This window comes from Arcanobacterium bovis (assembly GCF_004331995.1).
In the GTDB taxonomy this organism is placed as follows: domain Bacteria; phylum Actinomycetota; class Actinomycetes; order Actinomycetales; family Actinomycetaceae; genus Arcanobacterium_A; species Arcanobacterium_A bovis.
In genome coordinates this window covers 1-17,071 of the sequence record NZ_SJDT01000001.1, presented here as the reverse complement: position 1 = coordinate 17,071, position 17,071 = coordinate 1, and the positions used below count along the sequence as shown (strand labels likewise).

The following is a 17,071-nucleotide window of genomic DNA, read 5'->3' as shown; positions in this document are numbered from 1 at the left end:
GTGGCTACTTTGGTACAATTTGTTCGTAAACAGCATTTTGCTGAACACCTCGGATAGGAAATTACATGAAGAAGTTCACCCGCGCATTGACGGCTCTTTTTGCTTCGATGATGCTCATCTTTGGTTTGGCTGCTTGCGGCTCACCAGTTAAAGAATCCGCTAAGCTCTCGCAAGAAAAAGATGGCCTGAAGATCACCATGACGCTCAACGCGGAAGATGATAAGGTTCAGGATTTCAAGCAGGACACTGAAATTGATCTTGCGAAGTTTGATGACACTCAGAAAGAGATCGTCAAGAAGGCCGTTGACGAAGCAAAGGCTGAATACGCCAAGATTAAGGGCGCTAAGTACGACATCGCTGAAAAAGACGGCAAGATGACCGAAACGATTTCGATTCCAGTAGGCGATTCGGAAACCTTGAAGCAGGCTATTGATGCGAAGCTTATTCCGGTAACCGACTCGAAGATCGACTACCTCTCTCTCAAGAAGAGCGTTGAAGAACTCAAGAAGAACGGCTGGAAAGAAGTCAAGTAATTGACTTGGTCGGTTCAAGTGCCAGCTCAATGGCTTTAATGTGCTGATTGGTTAGCGCGGCTTGATTCCGGCAGTTGTGACTCAATAACGTGGCACTACACACCGAGTGTGTGTAGTGCCACGTTTGCAATTTGTGCTCTGTCTTTGACTGTTTTACCGCTAAAACGTTAGTCTTAACGTTGGTGCCCGTTCTAGGGTCCTTCACGTTGCTAAACCGATACTTCGCTTTCGTAGTTGCAATTCAGGCGGAGACTGAGTCGGATGAAGGGTCTTTAGACGTTGGAAGAGGAACGGTGTCCTCTTCAACCGCAGGTTCATTCGGACAGGCGGGCAGTTCGACGAAAGAAATAGTTAAACAGGAGAAATAGTGCCAACTATTCAGCAGCTGGTTCGCAAGGGCCGCAGCAGCAAGGTTAGTGCCTCCAACACGCCAGCTCTTAAGAAGAGCCCGCAGCGTCGTGGAGTTTGCACCCGCGTCTACACCACTACACCGAAGAAGCCTAACTCGGCGCTTCGTAAGGTCGCCCGTGTTCGTTTGTCCTCCGGTATCGAGGTCACGGCATACATCCCAGGTGAAGGTCACAACCTTCAGGAGCACTCGATCGTTCTCGTTCGCGGTGGTCGTGTGAAGGATCTTCCTGGTGTCCGCTACCACATCGTGCGTGGCGCTCTTGATACCCAGGGTGTCAAGAACCGTTCGCAAGGACGCTCCAAGTACGGTGCGAAGAAGGAGAAGAAGTAATGCCACGTAAGGGTCCCGCTCGTAAGCGACCACTTATCGCTGATCCAGTTCACGGTTCAACTTTGGTAACTCAGCTCATCAACCGTGTTCTTCTTGATGGCAAGAAGTCCACTGCTGAGCGCATCGTCTACGGTGCATTGGCTGCAGTTGCAGAAAAGACCGGACAGGATCCAATCGCCGTTCTCAAGCGCGCGATGGACAATATTCGTCCACAGCTCGAAGTACGTTCCCGCCGTGTTGGTGGCGCAACGTACCAGGTTCCGGTTGAGGTTAAGCCTGGCCGTGCCAATACTCTCGCTCTCCGTTGGCTCGTGGATTTCTCACGCCAGCGCCGAGAGAACACCATGCTCGAGCGTCTCCAGAATGAAATCATGGATGCCGCTAACGGACTAGGCGCCGCTGTTAAGCGTCGTGAGGACATGCACCGCATGGCCGAATCGAACCGCGCCTTCGCACACTACCGCTGGTAAAAACAAGGTTGCTTTCGAGCTTCCTTCAATTAAAGAAGAGAGACCTATATGGCACTGGAAGTGCTTTCTGACCTCAAGAAGGTCCGTAATATTGGAATTATGGCGCACATTGACGCTGGTAAAACCACCGTCACCGAGCGCATTCTGTTCTACACCGGCATCAACTACAAGATCGGCGAAACCCACGATGGTGCTTCAACCACCGACTGGATGGAACAGGAAAAGGAACGCGGCATCACGATTACGTCTGCTGCTGTTACCTCTTTCTGGAAGGGTACGCAGATCAACATTATCGACACCCCAGGACACGTTGACTTCACCGTTGAGGTAGAGCGCTCTTTGCGCGTTCTCGACGGCGCTGTTGCAGTGTTCGACGGCAAGGAAGGTGTAGAACCACAGTCCGAGACCGTGTGGCGTCAAGCTGACAAGTACAACGTTCCACGTATCTGCTTCATCAACAAGATGGACAAGATGGGTGCGGACTTCTACTTCTCGGTACGTACTATCGAAGAGCGTTTGCACGCTACTCCGCTTGTTATGCAGCTCCCAATTGGTGCAGAGTCCACACTTTCGGGTGTTGTCGATCTGCTCACCATGAAGGCGATTCGCTTCCCAGCTGAGGACGACAAGGGCAACAAGACCCACGGTTCCGTCGTCGTTGAGGAAGAAATCCCAGCTGACATGCTCGACAAGGCTGAGGAATACCGCGCAAAGCTGATCGAAACTGTTGCAGAAACTGACGACGCTCTCTTGGAGAAGTTCTTCGGTGGCGAGGAAATCTCGATCGCAGAACTCAAGAAGGCCATCCGTAAGATGACCATTGATGGCGATATCTTCCCAGTTTACTGTGGTTCTGCATACAAGAACATTGGCGTTCAGCCAATGCTTGACGCAGTTGTCGATTTCCTTCCATCACCGCTCGATATCGAGGCAGTGAAGGGTGTTGATCCTTCCGACGACGAAAAGCACCTTACCCGCGAAGCTGATGAGAAAGAACCGTTCTCCGCACTCGCATTCAAGATTGCTGTTCATCCGTTCTTCGGTCGTCTTACCTACATTCGCGTTTACTCCGGAAAGATTGATTCTGGTTCGGGCACGCTGAACGCAACCAAGGGTAAGAAGGAGCGCATCGGAAAAATCTTCCAGATGCACTCGAACAAGGAAAACCCAGTAGAAGTTGCACACGCTGGTCACATCTACGCGGTTGTGGGTCTGAAAGATACCACCACGGGTGATACCTTGTGCGATCCTGCACATCCGATTTCGCTTGAGTCGATGACCTTCCCAGATCCAGTTATTCACGTGGCTATTGAGCCTAAGTCGAAGGGCGATCAGGAGAAGCTCGGCATTGCTATCCAGAAGCTTGCTGAAGAAGATCCAACCTTCTCGGTTAAGCTTGATGATGAGACTGGCCAGACCGTTATCGGCGGTATGGGCGAACTTCACCTCGATATTCTCGTGGATCGTATGCGTCGTGAATTCAAGGTCGAAGCAAACGTTGGTGCTCCAATGGTTGCTTACCGCGAAACCATTCGCGCTAAGGCTGAGAAGATCGAATACACCCACAAGAAGCAGACTGGTGGTTCCGGTCAGTTCGCTAAGGTTCTCGTTACCTTCGAACCACTCGAAGAGAACGAGGAAGGTACAACCTACGAGTTTGTTGACGCCGTTACAGGCGGCCGCGTTCCTCGTGAGTACATTCCATCTGTTGATGCAGGTATTCAGGCAGCAATGGAGAATGGTGTGCTCGCAGGCTTCCCGATGGTAGGCGTTAAAGCTACCCTCGAAGACGGCGCTTACCACGACGTCGATTCCTCCGAAATGGCGTTCAAGATTGCTGGTCAGATGGTATTCCGCGAGGGCGCTAAGCGCGCCAAGCCGGTTATCCTCGAACCAGTGATGGACGTGGAGGTTCGTACTCCTGAAGAGTACATGGGCGATGTTATCGGCGATCTTAACTCCCGCCGTGGACAGATTGCCTCGATGGAGGACGCTACCGGTGTCAAGATCGTGCGTGCTCATGTTCCGCTTTCCGAAATGTTCGGTTACGTTGGCGATTTGCGTTCAAAGACGCAGGGTCGCGCAGTGTACACCATGCAGTTCGCGAAGTACCAAGAGGTTCCGAAGGCTGTTGCCGACGAAATCATTCAGAAGACCCGTGGCGAATGAGCCAGCAGGTTAAATTTACAAGAATACAATTAAACCAGTAGGATTCATTTAGCCATGGATTTGTGCGCAAGCACTAAATTCTAGAAGCTGAAAGACACTACCCGAGTCCCAGGAGGGCACAAGTGGCCAAGGCCAAGTACGACAAGTCCAAGCCGCATATGAATATCGGCACCATCGGTCACGTCGACCATGGTAAGACAACCCTTACCGCAGCTATCACCAAGGTACTTGCAGACAAGTACCCAGATCTGAACGAGTTCACCCCGTTCGATCAGGTTGATAACGCTCCAGAAGAGCGCCAGCGTGGTATTACCATTAACGTTTCCCACGTTGAGTACCAGACCGAAAAGCGTCACTACGCACACGTTGACGCTCCAGGCCACGCCGACTACATCAAGAACATGATTACCGGCGCTGCTCAGATGGACGGCGCAATCCTCGTGGTTGCTGCTACCGACGGTCCAATGGCTCAGACCCGCGAGCACGTTCTTCTTGCTCGCCAGGTTGGCGTTCCAAACCTCATTGTTGCACTGAACAAGTCCGACATGGTTGATGACGAAGAAATCCTCGAGCTCGTTGAGATGGAAGTTCGTGACCTCCTCTCCTCGCAGGAGTTCGACGGCGACAACGCTCCAGTTGTTCAGGTTTCCGCTCTCAAGGCTCTTGAAGGCGATGCCAAGTGGGTTGCTTCCGTTGAAGAGCTCATGAACCAGGTTGACGAGTACTTCCCAGATCCAGTTCGCGATCTCGAGAAGCCATTCCTCATGCCGATCGAAGACGTTTTCACCATCACTGGTCGTGGAACCGTTGTTACCGGTCGTGTTGAGCGCGGTATGCTCAACCTCAACGAGGAAATTGAAATCCTCGGTATCCGTGCACCACAGAAGACCACCGTTACCGGTATCGAAATGTTCCACAAGTCGATGGATCACGCAGACGCTGGCGAAAACTGTGGACTTCTTCTTCGTGGCACCAAGCGTGACGAAGTTGAGCGCGGACAGGTTATTGCTAAGCCAGGCACGATTACTCCTCACACGGAGTTCGAAGCTCAGGTTTACGTTCTGAAGAAGGAAGAAGGCGGACGCCACAACCCATTCTTCTCGAACTACCGTCCACAGTTCTACTTCCGTACCACGGACGTTACCGGTGTTATCACCCTTCCAGAAGGCACCGAAATGGTTATGCCTGGCGACAACACCGAAATGGTTGTTGAGCTCATCCAGCCAATCGCTATGGAAGAGGGCCTCGGCTTCGCAATCCGCGAGGGCGGCCACACCGTTGGTTCAGGCCGTGTTATCAAGATCATCAAGTGATGAACTGATTAGATAACTCTTAAGTGGGCTTCGCAGTTTTGCTGCGGAGCCCACTTTTGTGTTGGGTACTATCGGAGGCTGAGTGCGTTGCCGAATAGCCAATATTGCTAATGTCGGATGTTCAGACGTCGGAAGTGTGCACGGTTTCACGCCTTCCGATCTGGTCAATTGCCTCGAAGCTCGGTATGCTCACTGAGGAGCCAAATGGTACCGACGTCGGTCTGACGTGGGTTGTGCCACCAAACCGGCCTTAAACTTGCCGCTGGTCACGAACATTTGGCATACTAATTAAGTTGCTCGGAATTAGCCGAGTTATGAACTTGGCCGAAGTTGCATTCGCACTTCGGTACATTAAAGAGGTTCACCAAAACTGCATAGGGCTTGACGTTGTACTTATCGCGCGACACGCCCGACTGCGGGTTTCGGTGTTACCGCGGTAGAGAGAGGGAGACGACGCCATGGCGGGACAAAAGATCCGCATCCGTCTGAAGTCTTATGACCATGAGGTCATCGACAGTGCAGCGAAAAAGCTCGTCGACGAAGTTACCCGTACTGGAGCGTCGGTTGTGGGACCGGTGCCGTTGCCGACTGAGAAGAACGTATTCACAGTCATTCGCTCGCCCCACAAATACAAGGACAGTCGTGAGCAGTTTGAAATGCGTACGCATAAGCGACTCATCGACATCGTTGATCCGACCCTGAAGACAATTGACACCCTGCGTCGTCTGGATCTTCCAGCAGACGTCAGCGTCGAGATCAAGCTCTGAGGTAACGCATTATGGTAAAGAACATCCAAGCAGCTGTAGCAAAGCCAGTTAAGGCTCTGCTCGGCACCAAGCTCGGCATGACGCAGGTATGGGACGAGGAAGCTAACCTCATTCCAGTCACCGTTGTGCGAGTTGGTAAGAACGTAGTCACCCAGGTACGTACATCTGAGGTAGACGGTTATGAAGCAGTTCAGATCGCATCGGGCGAGCTGAAGGCAAAGAACGTGACGAAGCCACTCCAGGGTCACTTCGACAAGGCTGGCGTTGCACCTCGTCGTCACGTAGCAGAAATTCGCACATCTGACGCAGGGGAGTACACCCTCGGTCAAGAACTCGGTGTGGACACGTTTGAAGCAGGTCAAGCCGTTGACGTAATTGGTAAGTCAAAGGGCAAGGGCTTTGCTGGAGTTATGAAGCGCCACGGTTTCGCTGGTGTTTCTGCTTCCCACGGTGCTCACCGTAACCACCGTAAGCCTGGTTCGATCGGTGCTTGTGCAACGCCGTCGCGCGTATTCCGTGGAATGCGCATGGCTGGTCGCATGGGTAACGCTCGCGTCACCGTTCAGAACCTGACCATTCACGCAATCGACGCCGAGAACAATCTCATTCTTGTTAAGGGTGCAATCCCAGGTAACAAGGGCGGTCTTGTCGTGATCCGCACTGCCGTGAAGGGAGCCTGATTTTAATGGCAGACTTCAAGGTTGACGTCCTCGATTACGCAGGAGAGAAGGCCGGCTCGGCAACTCTTCCAGCTGCGCTTTTCGATGTAGACGCAAACATTCCACTTATCCACCAGGTTGTTACTGCTCAGCTTGCAGCTGCACGCCAGGGCACACACAAGACCAAGACCCGCGGCGAAGTTCGCGGCGGTGGCGTGAAGCCTTTCAAGCAGAAGGGAACCGGTCGCGCTCGTCAGGGTTCGATCCGCGCTCCACACTTCACTGGTGGCGGTATCGTTCATGGTCCGCAGCCACGCGATTATTCGCAGCGTACCCCTAAGAAGATGATTGCTGCTGCACTTCGTCAGTCGCTTTCAGATCGCGCCCGCAACGGTCGCGTTCACGTTGTTAAGGGTTTCGTTGATTCGGATACTCCTTCGACCAAGGCAGCTATCAAGCTTCTCGCCAAGGTTAACGAAGGACGCCGCGCGCTTGTGGTTCTTGGACGTGAAGACGACGTAAACGTACTTTCGCTCCGTAACGTTCCAGAAGTTCACAGCATTTACGGCGACCAGCTGAACTCGTACGATGTTCTCGTTGCTGATGATGTGATCTTCACTGAGGCCGCCCTCGAAGCTTGGGTTGGCGCCAACTCCAAGGAGGAGACGAAGTGACCGAGTCATATGCAGCTTTCAAGAACAAAGATCCGCGAGACATCATTCTTGCACCAGTAGCTTCTGAAAAAGCCACTCGTCTTGAGGATGAAGGTAAGTACACGTTCTTCGTGCACCCGAGCGCAAACAAGACGGAAATCAAGCTCGCTATCGAGAAGATTTTCAACGTCAAGGTTGATTCGGTAAACACGATTAATCGTGCAGGTAAGACCCGCCGGACCCGCGATGGTATTGGTCGTCGTAAGGCTACCAAGCGAGCAATCGTTACCCTCCGCGAGGGCACGATCGACATCTACGGCGAGATCGTCGGCTGAAGCCGGCGAGGATATTGAGGATAAGAACTCATGGGAATTCGTAAGTACAAGCCGACGACACCAGGTCGTCGCGGTGCGAGCGTTGCCGACTTCGTCGAGATCACTCGGTCTACGCCTGAGAAGTCGCTTCTTCGCCCACTACACAAGACTGGTGGCCGTAACAACAATGGTCGCATCACCACTCGTCACAAGGGTGGCGGACACAAGCGCCAGTACCGCGTGATCGACTTCCGTCGTCACGACAAGGATGGTATCCAGGCTCGTGTTGCTCATATTGAGTACGATCCGAACCGTACCGCTCGTATCGCACTGCTCCACTACGTGGACGGCGAGAAGCGCTACATCTTGGCTCCGGAGAATCTCAAGCAGGGCATGATGATTGAAAACGGTCCTTCGGCCGACATCAAGCCAGGCAACAACCTTCCACTGCGCAATATTCCAGTTGGTACGGTTGTTCACGCTGTTGAGCTTCGTCCAGGTGGCGGTGCAAAGATCGCACGTTCCGCTGGCACATCGGTGCAGCTCGTTGCAAAGGAAGGCAAGTACGCTCAGTTGCGTATGCCATCTGGAGAAATCCGCAACGTAGACGCTCGCTGCCGCGCAACCATTGGTGAAGTTGGAAATGCTGAGCAGTCCAACATCAACTGGGGCAAGGCAGGACGTATGCGCTGGAAGGGCGTTCGCCCAACCGTCCGCGGCGTCGTCATGAACCCTGTTGACCATCCACACGGTGGTGGTGAAGGTAAGACTTCCGGTGGTCGTCACCCAGTCTCGCCTTGGGGTCAGAAGGAAGGCCGCACCCGTCATCCTAACAAGCCCAGCGACAAGCTCATTGTGCGCCGTCGCAAGACTGGCAAGAAGCGCTGATCAGGAGGAGATGAGCAATGCCGCGTAGTTTGAAGAAAGGCCCATTCGTTGACGAACACCTTATGAAGAAGGTGGACGAGCAGAACGAAAAGGGTACTAAGAACGTCATTAAGACCTGGTCGCGCCGGTCAATTATTACACCGGACTTCCTCGGTCACACCTTCGCAGTTCATGACGGACGCAAGCACGTTCCAGTGTTTGTTTCTGAATCCATGGTGGGTCACAAGTTGGGCGAGTTCGCACCAACTCGTACCTTCAAGGGTCATGAGAAGGACGATCGCAAGGGCCGTCGCCGCTGAGGCACGTAGCACGAGAAAGAGATAGGCAAAATTATGGAAGCTAAGGCGCAAGCACGATTTGTGCGCGTCACGCCCCAGAAGTCGCGCCGCGTGGTTAATGAAATCCGCGGAAAGCGTGCACTGGATGCCGTCGACGTGCTGCAGTACGCACCACAGGCTGTCGCTCGCGACGTAAAGAAGATTTTGGAATCCGCTATTGCGAACGCACGTTACCGTGCTGAGCAGGACGGCGTTCGTTTCGACGAAGCTGACCTCAAGGTTTCCGCTGCTTACGTTGACGAGGGTCCAACCATGAAGCGTATTCAGCCACGCGCACAGGGCCGCGCGAATCGCATCCTGAAGCGTACAAGCCACATCACCGTTATTGTCAGCGATGGCAAGAACGAGAAGGGAGCCTGATTGTGGGACAAAAAGTAAATCCAACTGGTTTCCGTCTAGGTATCACAACTGAGCACCGTTCGAAGTGGTTTGCTGATTCGACGAAGCAAGGCCAGCGTTACGCTGACTACCTGGGCGAGGACATCAAGATTCGTCGCCTGATGGAAAAGAACCTCGAGCGTGCGGGAATCTCCCGCGTTAATATCGAGCGCCGTACCGAGCGTGTTGTGGTTGATATCCACACCGCTCGTCCAGGCATCGTTATTGGACGCCGTGGTGCAGAAGCTGACCGTTTGCGTCAGGATCTCGAGAAGCTCACCGGTAAGTCGGTGCAGCTCAACATTCTCGAAGTAAAGAATCCTGAAGCTGATGCACAGCTCGTTGCACAGGGAATCGCTGAGCAGCTCTCGTCCCGAGTTTCCTTCCGCCGCGCAATGCGCAAGGGCATGCAGTCCGCGCTCCGCGCTGGTGCGAAGGGTATCCGAATCCAGTGTTCGGGTCGTCTCGGTGGCGCTGAAATGTCGCGCGCTGAGTTCTACCGCGAGGGTCGTGTGCCACTGCACACCCTTCGTGCAAATATTGATTACGGTTTTTACGAGGCTCGTACCACCTTCGGTCGCATTGGCGTGAAGGTTTGGATCTACCGTGGCGATATGACCGAGAAGGAATACTTCCGTTCGCTCGCCGAAGCACCACGTGGTGGTCGCGGTGGACGCAACGAGCGTCGCGGTCGTCGCGGTGAGCGTGGCAATCGCGCTCCTCGCAATAACCAGCAGGCTGAGAACGCTGCAGTAGAGGCAACCGTCGAAGCTCCAGCAACCGAGCCAGCTACTACCCAGGAAACGGAGGCCTGAGTTTCATGCTCATTCCCCGCCGCACAAAGCATCGTAAGCAGCATCGCCCCGATCGCCACGGCATGTCCAAGGGTGGCAACAAGTTGGCTTTTGGTGAGTACGGTATCCAGGCACTTGAGCCTGCATACATTACGAACCGTCAGATCGAAGCCGCTCGTATTGCCATGACACGTCACGTAAAGCGTGGTGGTAAGGTGTGGATTAACATCTTCCCAGATCGCCCGTTGACCAAGAAAGCACTCGGTCTTCGTATGGGTTCCGGTAAGGGCCCAGTCGAGACGTGGATTGCGAACGTTAAGCCAGGTCGCGTTATGTTCGAACTGGCTGGCGTTCCAGAGGAGCTCGCTCGTGAAGCTATGCTCCGTGCAATGCACAAGCTCCCAATGAAGACTCGTTTCATAACCCGTGAGGATGGTGAATGATGGCTAAGGGCATCACCACTGAAGAGCTAGACAAGCTAACCGATGGTGAGCTTGCTGAAAAGCTCAAGGAAGCGAAGGAAGAACTGTTCAATCTTCGTTTCTCGGCTGTGACCCACCGTCTTGAGGATTCCGGCCGACTTAAGGAAGTACGTCGCAGCATTGCACGTATCTACACCATTGCCCGTGAGCGTGAGCTCGGAATTCGCACCGCCCCAACGGCTAAGAAGTGAGGTCTAACGTGAGCGAAGAAATGACCGAAACCACACAGCGAAATCACCGTAAGGTTCGCCGTGGATACGTGGTTAGTGACAAAATGGATAAGACCGTTGTGGTCGAGGTTGAGGACCGCCGTAAGCATCCGCTCTACGGTAAGGTTATGACCCGTACCAAGCGTGTCAAAGCCCATGACGAAAATAATGAGGTTCACGTAGGTGATCTCGTTAAAATCATGGAAACCCGACCGCTGTCTGCAACCAAGCATTTCCGCGTGGTTGAGATTATCGAGAAGGCTAAGTGATTTTGTCGGCCGGCAATTGTGCCGGCCGATTAAAACCATCCGTTCGGCAAGGCTCGTTTAACGAGAACCGGCACGACGACAGGAGAAAATAAATGATCCAGCAGGAGTCGCGGCTCAAGATTGCTGATAACACAGGCGCAAAGGAAATCCTCTGCATCCGTGTTCTCGGTGGATCCGGCCGGCGCTACGCCGGAATTGGCGACGTTATCGTCGCAACCGTCAAGGATGCTATTCCAGGCGGAAATGTTAAGAAGGGCGACGTCGTAAAGGCGGTTGTCGTCCGCACGAAGAAGGAAACTCGTCGCGCTGATGGTTCGTACATCAGCTTCGGTGAAAACGCTGCCGTTATTCTGAAGAACGACACGGAACCACGCGGCACGCGTATCTTCGGTCCCGTAGCTCGTGAGCTACGCGACAAGAAGTTCATGCGTATCGTTTCATTGGCACCGGAGGTAATCTGATGGCGAAGATCAAGAAGGGTGACCTCGTAAAGGTTATCGCAGGTCGGAGCAAGGGACAGACCGGTCGCGTTCTCAAGGTTGACCTTGAGAAGAATCGCGTGATCGTTGAGCATGCTCAGATGGTTACCAAGCACACCAAGGTTGGCCGCACTGATCGTGGCGCAGCTACCGGTGGCAAGGAAACTGTAGAAGCTCCGATTCATATTTCTAACGTTGCCCTCCTCGGCCCAGACAAGAAGCCAGTTCGCGTTGGCTACCGTGAGGTCGAAGTAGAGCGCAATGGCCGCAAGAAGATCATGCGTGAGCGTATTGGTCGTCGCGCGGGAGAGGAGATCGAGCTGTGAGCACCGCAACCGATAAGGTCCTACCACGTCTTAAGGCGAAGTATCGCGAAGAAATCATCGCGAAGCTTCAGGACGAGTTCAATTACGCAAACGTTAACGAGACCGCTGGTCTGGTTAAGATCGTCGTTAACATGGGTGTTGGCGAAGCTGCTCGTGACTCAAAGGTCATCGACGGCGCTATTGCTGACCTCACCGTTATCACCGGTCAGAAGCCTCAGGTGACCAAGGCTCGCAAGTCTATCGCACAGTTCAAGCTGCGCGAAGGCATGCCAATTGGTGCACACGTGACGCTTCGCGGCGATCGCATGTGGGAATTCCTCGATCGTTTGCTTTCCACCGCTTTGCCACGTATTCGCGATTTCCGCGGACTCTCGGCACAGCAGTTCGATGGTCATGGCAACTACACGTTCGGTCTTACCGAGCAGTCTGTGTTCCATGAGATCGATCAGGACAAGATCGACCGCGTTCGTGGCATGGATATCACCGTCGTCACGACCGCTAAGAACGACGACGAGGGACGTGCTTTGCTACGTCACCTTGGTTTCCCATTCAAGGAGGACTGACGATGGCAAAAACCGCACTCAAAGTTAAAGCTGCTCGCAAGCCGAAGTTCGCTGTTCGCGCATACACGCGCTGCCAGCGTTGTGGACGCCCTCATTCGGTGTACCGCAAGTTCGGTCTATGCCGTGTTTGCTTGCGTGAGATGGCCCTGCGAGGCGAACTCCCAGGCGTCAAGAAGTCCAGCTGGTAAGAATCTACGTCGTAGGTCTGAAAAGGAAACCACGACGAGAAAGGGCTTTGCCCGATGTCTATGACAGACCCAATTGCAGACATGTTAACGCGTCTGCGGAATGCTAACTCGGCATTCCACGAGTCGGTATCTATGCCGTACTCGAAGATGAAGGCGAATATCGCCGATATCCTCCAGCGTGAGGGTTACATCGCAAATTACGAAGTTGAAGATGCCAAGGTTGGAAAGACCCTCATCCTCAACTTGAAGTTCGGTCCAAACCGCGAGCGTTCGCTTGCTGGTCTGCGCCGTATTTCGAAGCCAGGTCTTCGCGTTTACGCGAAGTCAACAAACCTCCCTCAGGTGCTCGGCGGCTTGGGTGTAGCAATTCTGTCTACATCTTCAGGTCTCCTCACTGACCGTGAGGCTAAGGACAAGGGTGTAGGTGGGGAAGTCCTCGCCTACGTCTGGTAAGCGAAAGGAGTTATACAATGTCTCGTATTGGTAAGCTCCCTATCGCTATTCCTAGCGGCGTAGAAGTGAAGATCGATAACGGTGTTGTAACCGTTAAGGGACCAAAGGGCGAACTGTCCCAGGCTGTTCCTGCTCCGATCGAAGTAGCTCTTGAGGATAACCAAGTTGTAGTTACCCGTCCGAACGACGAGCGTGTATCGCGTTCGCTTCACGGTCTAACTCGCACTCTCATCAACAACAACATCATCGGCGTAACCGAAGGTTACAAGAAGGCGATGGAGATTGTTGGTACAGGTTACCGCGTAGTGGCAAAGGGTAAGGATCTCGAATTTTCCCTCGGTTACTCGCACACGATTTTCGTTGAGGCTCCGGAAGGTATCACTTTCGAAGTGGAGGGCCCAACCAAGTTCGCAGTGAGCGGTATCTCCAAGCAGCAGGTCGGTGAAATGGCTGCGCGTATTCGTAAGCTTCGTAAGCCTGAACCTTACAAGGGTAAGGGCGTTAAGTACGCTGACGAAGTTATCCGCCGCAAGGCTGGAAAGGCTGGTAAGTGATGGCAGTATCAATCAAAGGCAAGGGCAAGTTTGTTGCTCGCGCACGTCGTCATGCACGCCTTCGCAAGCGCATTTCTGGTACCGCAGAGCGTCCACGTCTCGTCGTTACCCGCTCCAACCGTCACATGGTTGCACAGGTTATCGACGACACCGTAGGCAAGACCATCGCGTCCGCTTCGTCTTTGGAAGCTTCACTTCGTGCGAAGGAAGCTAACAAGGTAGACAAGGCACGCGAAGTTGGCGAGCTTGTTGCAAAGCGCGCGATTGAAGCTGGCGTTTCCGCTGTGGTCTTCGATCGTGGCGGTAACAAGTACCACGGTCGCGTTGCTGCAGTAGCAGACGGCGCACGCGATGCCGGACTGACCCTGTAATAAGGCAAAACGAGAGGATATTCTGATGGCTGCAGAGCAGCGAGGACGAGCCAAGGGCTCGGAAAATGGCGGAGAGCGCAACGAGCGCAATGACCGCCGTGATGGTCGCCGTGGCGACCGTCGCACCGATCGTCGCGCCGAGGAGAAGAACGCTTACATCGAGCGCGTCGTTACAATCAACCGTGTTGCTAAGACCGTTAAAGGTGGACGCCGCATGTCGTTTACCGCTCTTGTAGTGGTTGGCGATGGCAATGGCACCGTTGGTGTTGGCTACGGCAAGGCAAAGGAAGTTCCCGCAGCAATTGCTAAGGGCACTGAGGATGCTAAGAAGAATTTCTTCAAGGTTCCACGTATTGGCACAACGATTCCACACCTCGTTCAGGGTGAGGATGCTGCTGGCGTAGTTTTGCTCCGCCCAGCTTCCGCTGGTACCGGTGTTATTGCTGGTGGTCCTGTGCGTGCTCTCATGGAGTGCGCTGGCATTCACGATGTGCTGAGCAAGTCGCTCGGTTCTTCCAATGCGATCAACATCGTTCGTGGTGCAGTTGCTGCGCTCAAGCAGCTCGAACAGCCTGAGGCTGTGGCTGCTCGCCGTGGACTCCCACTTGACCGTGTTGCTCCAGCATCGATGCTCCGCGCCCGCGCTGAGCACGAAGCCAAGGAACGCGAAGATGCTGAAATCGCTGCCCAGCAGGCAGAGAATGAGGCAGCTGCCGCAGGAGTTGGTGCATGATGCTGAAGATTACGCAAAAGAAGGGCCTTGTTGGCGCCAAGCAGAACCAGAAGGACACCATGCGTTCCCTCGGTCTGCGTAAGATTCATCAGTCCGTAGTGCGTGAGGATACTCCGATTGTGCGCGGAATGATTCGTACGGTGGCACACCTTGTTACCGTGGAGGAGGTTGACTGATGTCAGAAAAGAAGACGACCGAATCCGTCGATATTCTCAAGATTCACGATCTTCGTCCAGCACCAGGAGCTAAGAAAGCTCGTACTCGTGTTGGTCGTGGTGAGGGCTCCAAGGGTAAGACCGCTGGCCGTGGTACCAAGGGTACGAAGGCTCGCTACCAGGTGCCTGCAGGTTTCGAAGGTGGACAGATGCCAATGCACATGCGCCTTCCAAAGCTGCGTGGATTCAAGAACCCTGCTCGTGTTGAGTACCAGGTAGTTAACTTGGACAAGTTGGCAGAGCTGTTCCCTCAGGGCGGCACTGTTACTGTTGAAGATCTCGTAGCTAAGGGTGCTGTGCGCCCGAAGCACCTTGTGAAGATCCTCGGCACCGGTGAAATCTCTGTGAAGGTTTCGGTAACTGCTGATGCGTGGTCTGCTTCTGCAAAGGAGAAGATCGAAGCTGCTGGTGGTTCTCTAGAGAAGCGCGAAGCATAAGGTTTCAAAGCGTTAAGTGTGGCTCCCACAAATGTGGGAGCCACATTTTTTGTATTTTGTGGCGATATTGCTATGTGGGATGCCATATAAAATAAGTAGCTAAATGTTCAATTACTGGTTAGATTTATCTATGATTCCAATCGTTATATTTATTTGGAATTGATTCTTCTTTTCCTATTTGGAGGGTGTATGAATACACGAAAAGTGCGGGGAGGGTGGCTTCGTAAAAAGCTTTTAGCAGGTGCATATGCTACTGCTGTTGTTTTTGCGGGTCTGTTCTCTATTTCCCCAGTGGCGAGCGCAGCCGCGACCTACGATCTTATCAACGACGCAAAAGGCACTGCTACGATTGACAAAGTGACGTCATCGGATGGCTCTGTCACTTATAATGAAACAACACCAGTTAGTAACTGGAATCCACTCAAGTACACGCTATCGGTGAATATTACTGACTATGGTCAAATTGCGGCCGGCGATACGGTCAAGGCCTGTTTGACTGATGATGCGGCCGCCTTTGGCCCGTTCTTTAGTGAAGTTTCGCCGAATATTCCTGCCACGAATCCGATTTTCACCGCCGCAGTATCGGGAACGTGCCTATTCTTGACCAAGACCAACATTGGTGGCGGCGGAGTTCTTAAGTTCACTGCTGAAATTTCAGGCGCGCAATATACGGACTTTTCCAGCACTGGTGTAGCAACCTTGAGTATCGGCACGTCGAACTACAAGATTGCTTATTCCACAGGTTCCGCCCCGTCAATTGACCGATCCAACTACGTAGCTGGTACGCCTTATACTGGTGCGAATGGCGTTTCCATCGACAACTATCTGTGGTCATTTGGGGCACTGGAAGCAGCAGTGAACGGTACACCAGTGACGAATCCGAATCAAGACGTCGTGGTTATGCAACGGTATACTGCTAACCCGGGAAGTCAAATCCTTTCAGTGACTGAAGGCAATCCGATGGTGCCTAATACGTTTGCTACCTTCGACTCGTCCAATACAATCACGGGTGGACTTGACATCAATATGGGTGGTAGCACGGGCGGCAAACTTGTTACGATTCCTCCAGACATGACGTTTGCCGATGCGCAAGTTTTTCTGAAGCCAGGCGAGTACGGTGTGGTCAAAAATACCGATGGTTCGTGGACGCATGTGACTAACTATGGTCCACTTCAAGGCAATACGGTTCTAAGCCCGGCCGATGGTGATACCATTACCTCACCTAACCAGAACACGACGGACGCGTTCGCTCTGGCCAAGCAGCTGGACTTGATTTCTCCAAAGATTGGAAATGCGTATAGCGTAAACTTTTCTGATCCGGCATTGAAAGAATCCGCTACTGTCGAAACTTTTCACAACCTAGGTAGCGACTACAGTGGAACGGGCACGATCTCGGATACTCCGATCAGTGTTCAGGTGACTAACCAAACTGCTGTCAAGGTTCACTATGTAGATAACACCGGGCAGGCTCTTAACACGACAGACACCTACTATGGTTACCCGGCATCAAGTCCTGATCCAGCCACTGGTCTGGCTTCTCCTGATCAGGCTGTTGCCCCGAAGACTATCAATGGTTACAAGGTTGAGACTGATGCGGTGAAGGCTGCTACAGCTATCGGCCAGCCACAGGCAAGTATTCGTACTGCTGCTGGTACTGTAGCGTTCCCTGATTCGGGTATGACTGAGGTGTACTACGTGTATAACCTGCTCGATTCTGATGGTGACGGTGTGTCTGATCTTGATGAGATTGCTAAGGGTACTGATCCGAACAAGG

General features: G+C 53.2%; 28 protein-coding genes. All 28 read left to right on the top strand.

What is annotated here, in order from left to right; translation table 11 throughout:
• The first annotated feature begins 65 nt into the window (after window positions 1-65).
• Entirely contained in the window at window positions 66-533 is a 468-nt protein-coding gene (locus EZJ44_RS00135; protein ID WP_131278925.1) for a DUF1307 domain-containing protein, read from the top strand.
• Between the two features lie 367 nt (window positions 534-900).
• Window positions 901-1,275 carry a 30S ribosomal protein S12 gene (gene rpsL, locus EZJ44_RS00130; protein WP_131278923.1) on the top strand — a complete coding sequence of 125 codons (375 nt, stop codon included), beginning with the start codon at window positions 901-903 and terminating at the stop codon, window positions 1,273-1,275.
• Window positions 1,275-1,745 carry a 30S ribosomal protein S7 gene (rpsG, locus tag EZJ44_RS00125; RefSeq protein WP_131278921.1) on the top strand — a complete coding sequence of 157 codons (471 nt, stop codon included), beginning with the start codon at window positions 1,275-1,277 and terminating at the stop codon, window positions 1,743-1,745. The genes rpsL and rpsG overlap by 1 nt, the downstream gene beginning before the upstream one ends.
• Before the next feature lie 48 nt (window positions 1,746-1,793).
• Complete coding sequence (gene fusA, locus EZJ44_RS00120) at window positions 1,794-3,914, top strand: elongation factor G (RefSeq protein ID WP_131278919.1); 2,121 nt, start codon at window positions 1,794-1,796, stop codon at window positions 3,912-3,914.
• A 122-nt stretch (window positions 3,915-4,036) separates the two neighbouring features.
• Window positions 4,037-5,227: an elongation factor Tu gene (gene tuf / locus EZJ44_RS00115; RefSeq protein WP_131278917.1), complete on the top strand. Its 1,191-nt coding sequence runs from the start codon at window positions 4,037-4,039 to the stop codon at window positions 5,225-5,227.
• A gap of 110 nt (window positions 5,228-5,337) precedes the next feature.
• Window positions 5,338-5,481, top strand: a complete 144-nt coding sequence (locus EZJ44_RS08655) for a hypothetical protein (protein WP_165496043.1) — start codon at window positions 5,338-5,340, stop codon at window positions 5,479-5,481.
• Window positions 5,482-5,685: 204 nt separating this feature from the next.
• Window positions 5,686-5,994: a 30S ribosomal protein S10 gene (gene rpsJ / locus EZJ44_RS00110; RefSeq protein WP_034232511.1), complete on the top strand. Its 309-nt coding sequence runs from the start codon at window positions 5,686-5,688 to the stop codon at window positions 5,992-5,994.
• A gap of 11 nt (window positions 5,995-6,005) precedes the next feature.
• The gene (rplC, locus tag EZJ44_RS00105) at window positions 6,006-6,674 is read left to right on the top strand and encodes a 50S ribosomal protein L3 (RefSeq protein WP_131278915.1); all 669 of its coding nucleotides are present in this window, start codon (window positions 6,006-6,008) and stop codon (window positions 6,672-6,674) included.
• A 5-nt stretch (window positions 6,675-6,679) separates the two neighbouring features.
• The gene (gene rplD / locus EZJ44_RS00100; RefSeq protein ID WP_191088392.1) at window positions 6,680-7,327 is read left to right on the top strand and encodes a 50S ribosomal protein L4; all 648 of its coding nucleotides are present in this window, start codon (window positions 6,680-6,682) and stop codon (window positions 7,325-7,327) included.
• A complete protein-coding gene (gene rplW, locus EZJ44_RS00095; RefSeq protein ID WP_131278911.1) occupies window positions 7,324-7,641 on the top strand; it encodes a 50S ribosomal protein L23 in 318 nt (105 codons plus the stop codon). The genes rplD and rplW overlap by 4 nt, the downstream gene beginning before the upstream one ends.
• A 30-nt stretch (window positions 7,642-7,671) precedes the next feature.
• Complete coding sequence (gene rplB, locus EZJ44_RS00090) at window positions 7,672-8,508, top strand: 50S ribosomal protein L2 (RefSeq protein ID WP_131278909.1); 837 nt, start codon at window positions 7,672-7,674, stop codon at window positions 8,506-8,508.
• A gap of 17 nt (window positions 8,509-8,525) precedes the next feature.
• Window positions 8,526-8,807 carry a 30S ribosomal protein S19 gene (gene rpsS, locus EZJ44_RS00085; protein ID WP_131278907.1) on the top strand — a complete coding sequence of 94 codons (282 nt, stop codon included), beginning with the start codon at window positions 8,526-8,528 and terminating at the stop codon, window positions 8,805-8,807.
• Window positions 8,808-8,840: 33 nt separating this feature from the next.
• Complete coding sequence (gene rplV, locus EZJ44_RS00080) at window positions 8,841-9,206, top strand: 50S ribosomal protein L22 (RefSeq protein WP_131278905.1); 366 nt, start codon at window positions 8,841-8,843, stop codon at window positions 9,204-9,206.
• Window positions 9,207-9,208: 2 nt separating this feature from the next.
• Window positions 9,209-10,039, top strand: a complete 831-nt coding sequence (gene rpsC, locus EZJ44_RS00075) for a 30S ribosomal protein S3 (RefSeq protein ID WP_131278903.1) — start codon at window positions 9,209-9,211, stop codon at window positions 10,037-10,039.
• Between the two features lie 5 nt (window positions 10,040-10,044).
• Window positions 10,045-10,461: a 50S ribosomal protein L16 gene (gene rplP, locus EZJ44_RS00070; RefSeq protein ID WP_131278901.1), complete on the top strand. Its 417-nt coding sequence runs from the start codon at window positions 10,045-10,047 to the stop codon at window positions 10,459-10,461.
• Entirely contained in the window at window positions 10,458-10,691 is a 234-nt protein-coding gene (rpmC, locus tag EZJ44_RS00065; RefSeq protein WP_131278899.1) for a 50S ribosomal protein L29, read from the top strand. The genes rplP and rpmC overlap by 4 nt, the downstream gene beginning before the upstream one ends.
• A gap of 20 nt (window positions 10,692-10,711) precedes the next feature.
• The gene (gene rpsQ, locus EZJ44_RS00060) at window positions 10,712-10,978 is read left to right on the top strand and encodes a 30S ribosomal protein S17 (RefSeq protein WP_131279557.1); all 267 of its coding nucleotides are present in this window, start codon (window positions 10,712-10,714) and stop codon (window positions 10,976-10,978) included.
• 92 nt (window positions 10,979-11,070) lie between these two features.
• Window positions 11,071-11,439, top strand: coding sequence for a 50S ribosomal protein L14 (gene rplN / locus EZJ44_RS00055; protein ID WP_131278897.1), 369 nt, complete (start codon window positions 11,071-11,073; stop codon window positions 11,437-11,439).
• On the top strand, window positions 11,439-11,783 hold the full coding sequence (rplX, locus tag EZJ44_RS00050) for a 50S ribosomal protein L24 (protein ID WP_131278895.1): 345 nt from the start codon (window positions 11,439-11,441) through the stop codon (window positions 11,781-11,783). The genes rplN and rplX overlap by 1 nt, the downstream gene beginning before the upstream one ends.
• Window positions 11,780-12,346, top strand: a complete 567-nt coding sequence (gene rplE, locus EZJ44_RS00045; RefSeq protein WP_131278893.1) for a 50S ribosomal protein L5 — start codon at window positions 11,780-11,782, stop codon at window positions 12,344-12,346. The genes rplX and rplE overlap by 4 nt, the downstream gene beginning before the upstream one ends.
• A gap of 2 nt (window positions 12,347-12,348) precedes the next feature.
• Window positions 12,349-12,534: a type Z 30S ribosomal protein S14 gene (locus EZJ44_RS00040; protein WP_131278891.1), complete on the top strand. Its 186-nt coding sequence runs from the start codon at window positions 12,349-12,351 to the stop codon at window positions 12,532-12,534.
• 54 nt (window positions 12,535-12,588) lie between these two features.
• Complete coding sequence (gene rpsH, locus EZJ44_RS00035) at window positions 12,589-12,987, top strand: 30S ribosomal protein S8 (protein ID WP_131278889.1); 399 nt, start codon at window positions 12,589-12,591, stop codon at window positions 12,985-12,987.
• A gap of 17 nt (window positions 12,988-13,004) precedes the next feature.
• Window positions 13,005-13,541 (top strand): 50S ribosomal protein L6, encoded by a 537-nt coding sequence (gene rplF / locus EZJ44_RS00030; RefSeq protein WP_131278887.1) that lies wholly within the window; start codon window positions 13,005-13,007, stop codon window positions 13,539-13,541.
• Window positions 13,541-13,912, top strand: coding sequence for a 50S ribosomal protein L18 (gene rplR / locus EZJ44_RS00025; RefSeq protein ID WP_131278885.1), 372 nt, complete (start codon window positions 13,541-13,543; stop codon window positions 13,910-13,912). The genes rplF and rplR overlap by 1 nt, the downstream gene beginning before the upstream one ends.
• 25 nt (window positions 13,913-13,937) lie before the next feature.
• Window positions 13,938-14,645 (top strand): 30S ribosomal protein S5, encoded by a 708-nt coding sequence (gene rpsE / locus EZJ44_RS00020; RefSeq protein WP_131278883.1) that lies wholly within the window; start codon window positions 13,938-13,940, stop codon window positions 14,643-14,645.
• Window positions 14,642-14,821, top strand: a complete 180-nt coding sequence (rpmD, locus tag EZJ44_RS00015; RefSeq protein WP_131278881.1) for a 50S ribosomal protein L30 — start codon at window positions 14,642-14,644, stop codon at window positions 14,819-14,821. Before rpsE ends, rpmD begins: the two co-directional genes overlap by 4 nt.
• Window positions 14,821-15,297 carry a 50S ribosomal protein L15 gene (gene rplO, locus EZJ44_RS00010; RefSeq protein WP_131278879.1) on the top strand — a complete coding sequence of 159 codons (477 nt, stop codon included), beginning with the start codon at window positions 14,821-14,823 and terminating at the stop codon, window positions 15,295-15,297. The genes rpmD and rplO overlap by 1 nt, the downstream gene beginning before the upstream one ends.
• 189 nt (window positions 15,298-15,486) lie before the next feature.
• Window positions 15,487-17,071: thrombospondin type 3 repeat-containing protein (locus EZJ44_RS00005; RefSeq protein WP_131278877.1), on the top strand; the 1,585-nt coding region annotated here is incomplete at its 3' end.

Coding starts and splice junctions, on each gene's coding strand:
- EZJ44_RS00135 (WP_131278925.1), top strand. CDS start 66: ATGAAGAAGTTCACCCGCGCATTGACGGCTCTTTTTGCTTCGATGATG.
- rpsG (WP_131278921.1), top strand. CDS start 1,275: ATGCCACGTAAGGGTCCCGCTCGTAAGCGACCACTTATCGCTGATCCA.
- fusA (WP_131278919.1), top strand. CDS start 1,794: ATGGCACTGGAAGTGCTTTCTGACCTCAAGAAGGTCCGTAATATTGGA.
- EZJ44_RS08655 (WP_165496043.1), top strand. CDS start 5,338: ATGTCGGATGTTCAGACGTCGGAAGTGTGCACGGTTTCACGCCTTCCG.
- rpsJ (WP_034232511.1), top strand. CDS start 5,686: ATGGCGGGACAAAAGATCCGCATCCGTCTGAAGTCTTATGACCATGAG.
- rplC (WP_131278915.1), top strand. CDS start 6,006: ATGGTAAAGAACATCCAAGCAGCTGTAGCAAAGCCAGTTAAGGCTCTG.
- rplD (WP_191088392.1), top strand. CDS start 6,680: ATGGCAGACTTCAAGGTTGACGTCCTCGATTACGCAGGAGAGAAGGCC.
- rplB (WP_131278909.1), top strand. CDS start 7,672: ATGGGAATTCGTAAGTACAAGCCGACGACACCAGGTCGTCGCGGTGCG.
- rpsS (WP_131278907.1), top strand. CDS start 8,526: ATGCCGCGTAGTTTGAAGAAAGGCCCATTCGTTGACGAACACCTTATG.
- rplV (WP_131278905.1), top strand. CDS start 8,841: ATGGAAGCTAAGGCGCAAGCACGATTTGTGCGCGTCACGCCCCAGAAG.
- rplP (WP_131278901.1), top strand. CDS start 10,045: ATGCTCATTCCCCGCCGCACAAAGCATCGTAAGCAGCATCGCCCCGAT.
- rpmC (WP_131278899.1), top strand. CDS start 10,458: ATGATGGCTAAGGGCATCACCACTGAAGAGCTAGACAAGCTAACCGAT.
- rpsQ (WP_131279557.1), top strand. CDS start 10,712: ATGACCGAAACCACACAGCGAAATCACCGTAAGGTTCGCCGTGGATAC.
- rplN (WP_131278897.1), top strand. CDS start 11,071: ATGATCCAGCAGGAGTCGCGGCTCAAGATTGCTGATAACACAGGCGCA.
- rplX (WP_131278895.1), top strand. CDS start 11,439: ATGGCGAAGATCAAGAAGGGTGACCTCGTAAAGGTTATCGCAGGTCGG.
- EZJ44_RS00040 (WP_131278891.1), top strand. CDS start 12,349: ATGGCAAAAACCGCACTCAAAGTTAAAGCTGCTCGCAAGCCGAAGTTC.
- rpsH (WP_131278889.1), top strand. CDS start 12,589: ATGTCTATGACAGACCCAATTGCAGACATGTTAACGCGTCTGCGGAAT.
- rplF (WP_131278887.1), top strand. CDS start 13,005: ATGTCTCGTATTGGTAAGCTCCCTATCGCTATTCCTAGCGGCGTAGAA.
- rplR (WP_131278885.1), top strand. CDS start 13,541: ATGGCAGTATCAATCAAAGGCAAGGGCAAGTTTGTTGCTCGCGCACGT.
- rpsE (WP_131278883.1), top strand. CDS start 13,938: ATGGCTGCAGAGCAGCGAGGACGAGCCAAGGGCTCGGAAAATGGCGGA.
- rpmD (WP_131278881.1), top strand. CDS start 14,642: ATGATGCTGAAGATTACGCAAAAGAAGGGCCTTGTTGGCGCCAAGCAG.
- rplO (WP_131278879.1), top strand. CDS start 14,821: ATGTCAGAAAAGAAGACGACCGAATCCGTCGATATTCTCAAGATTCAC.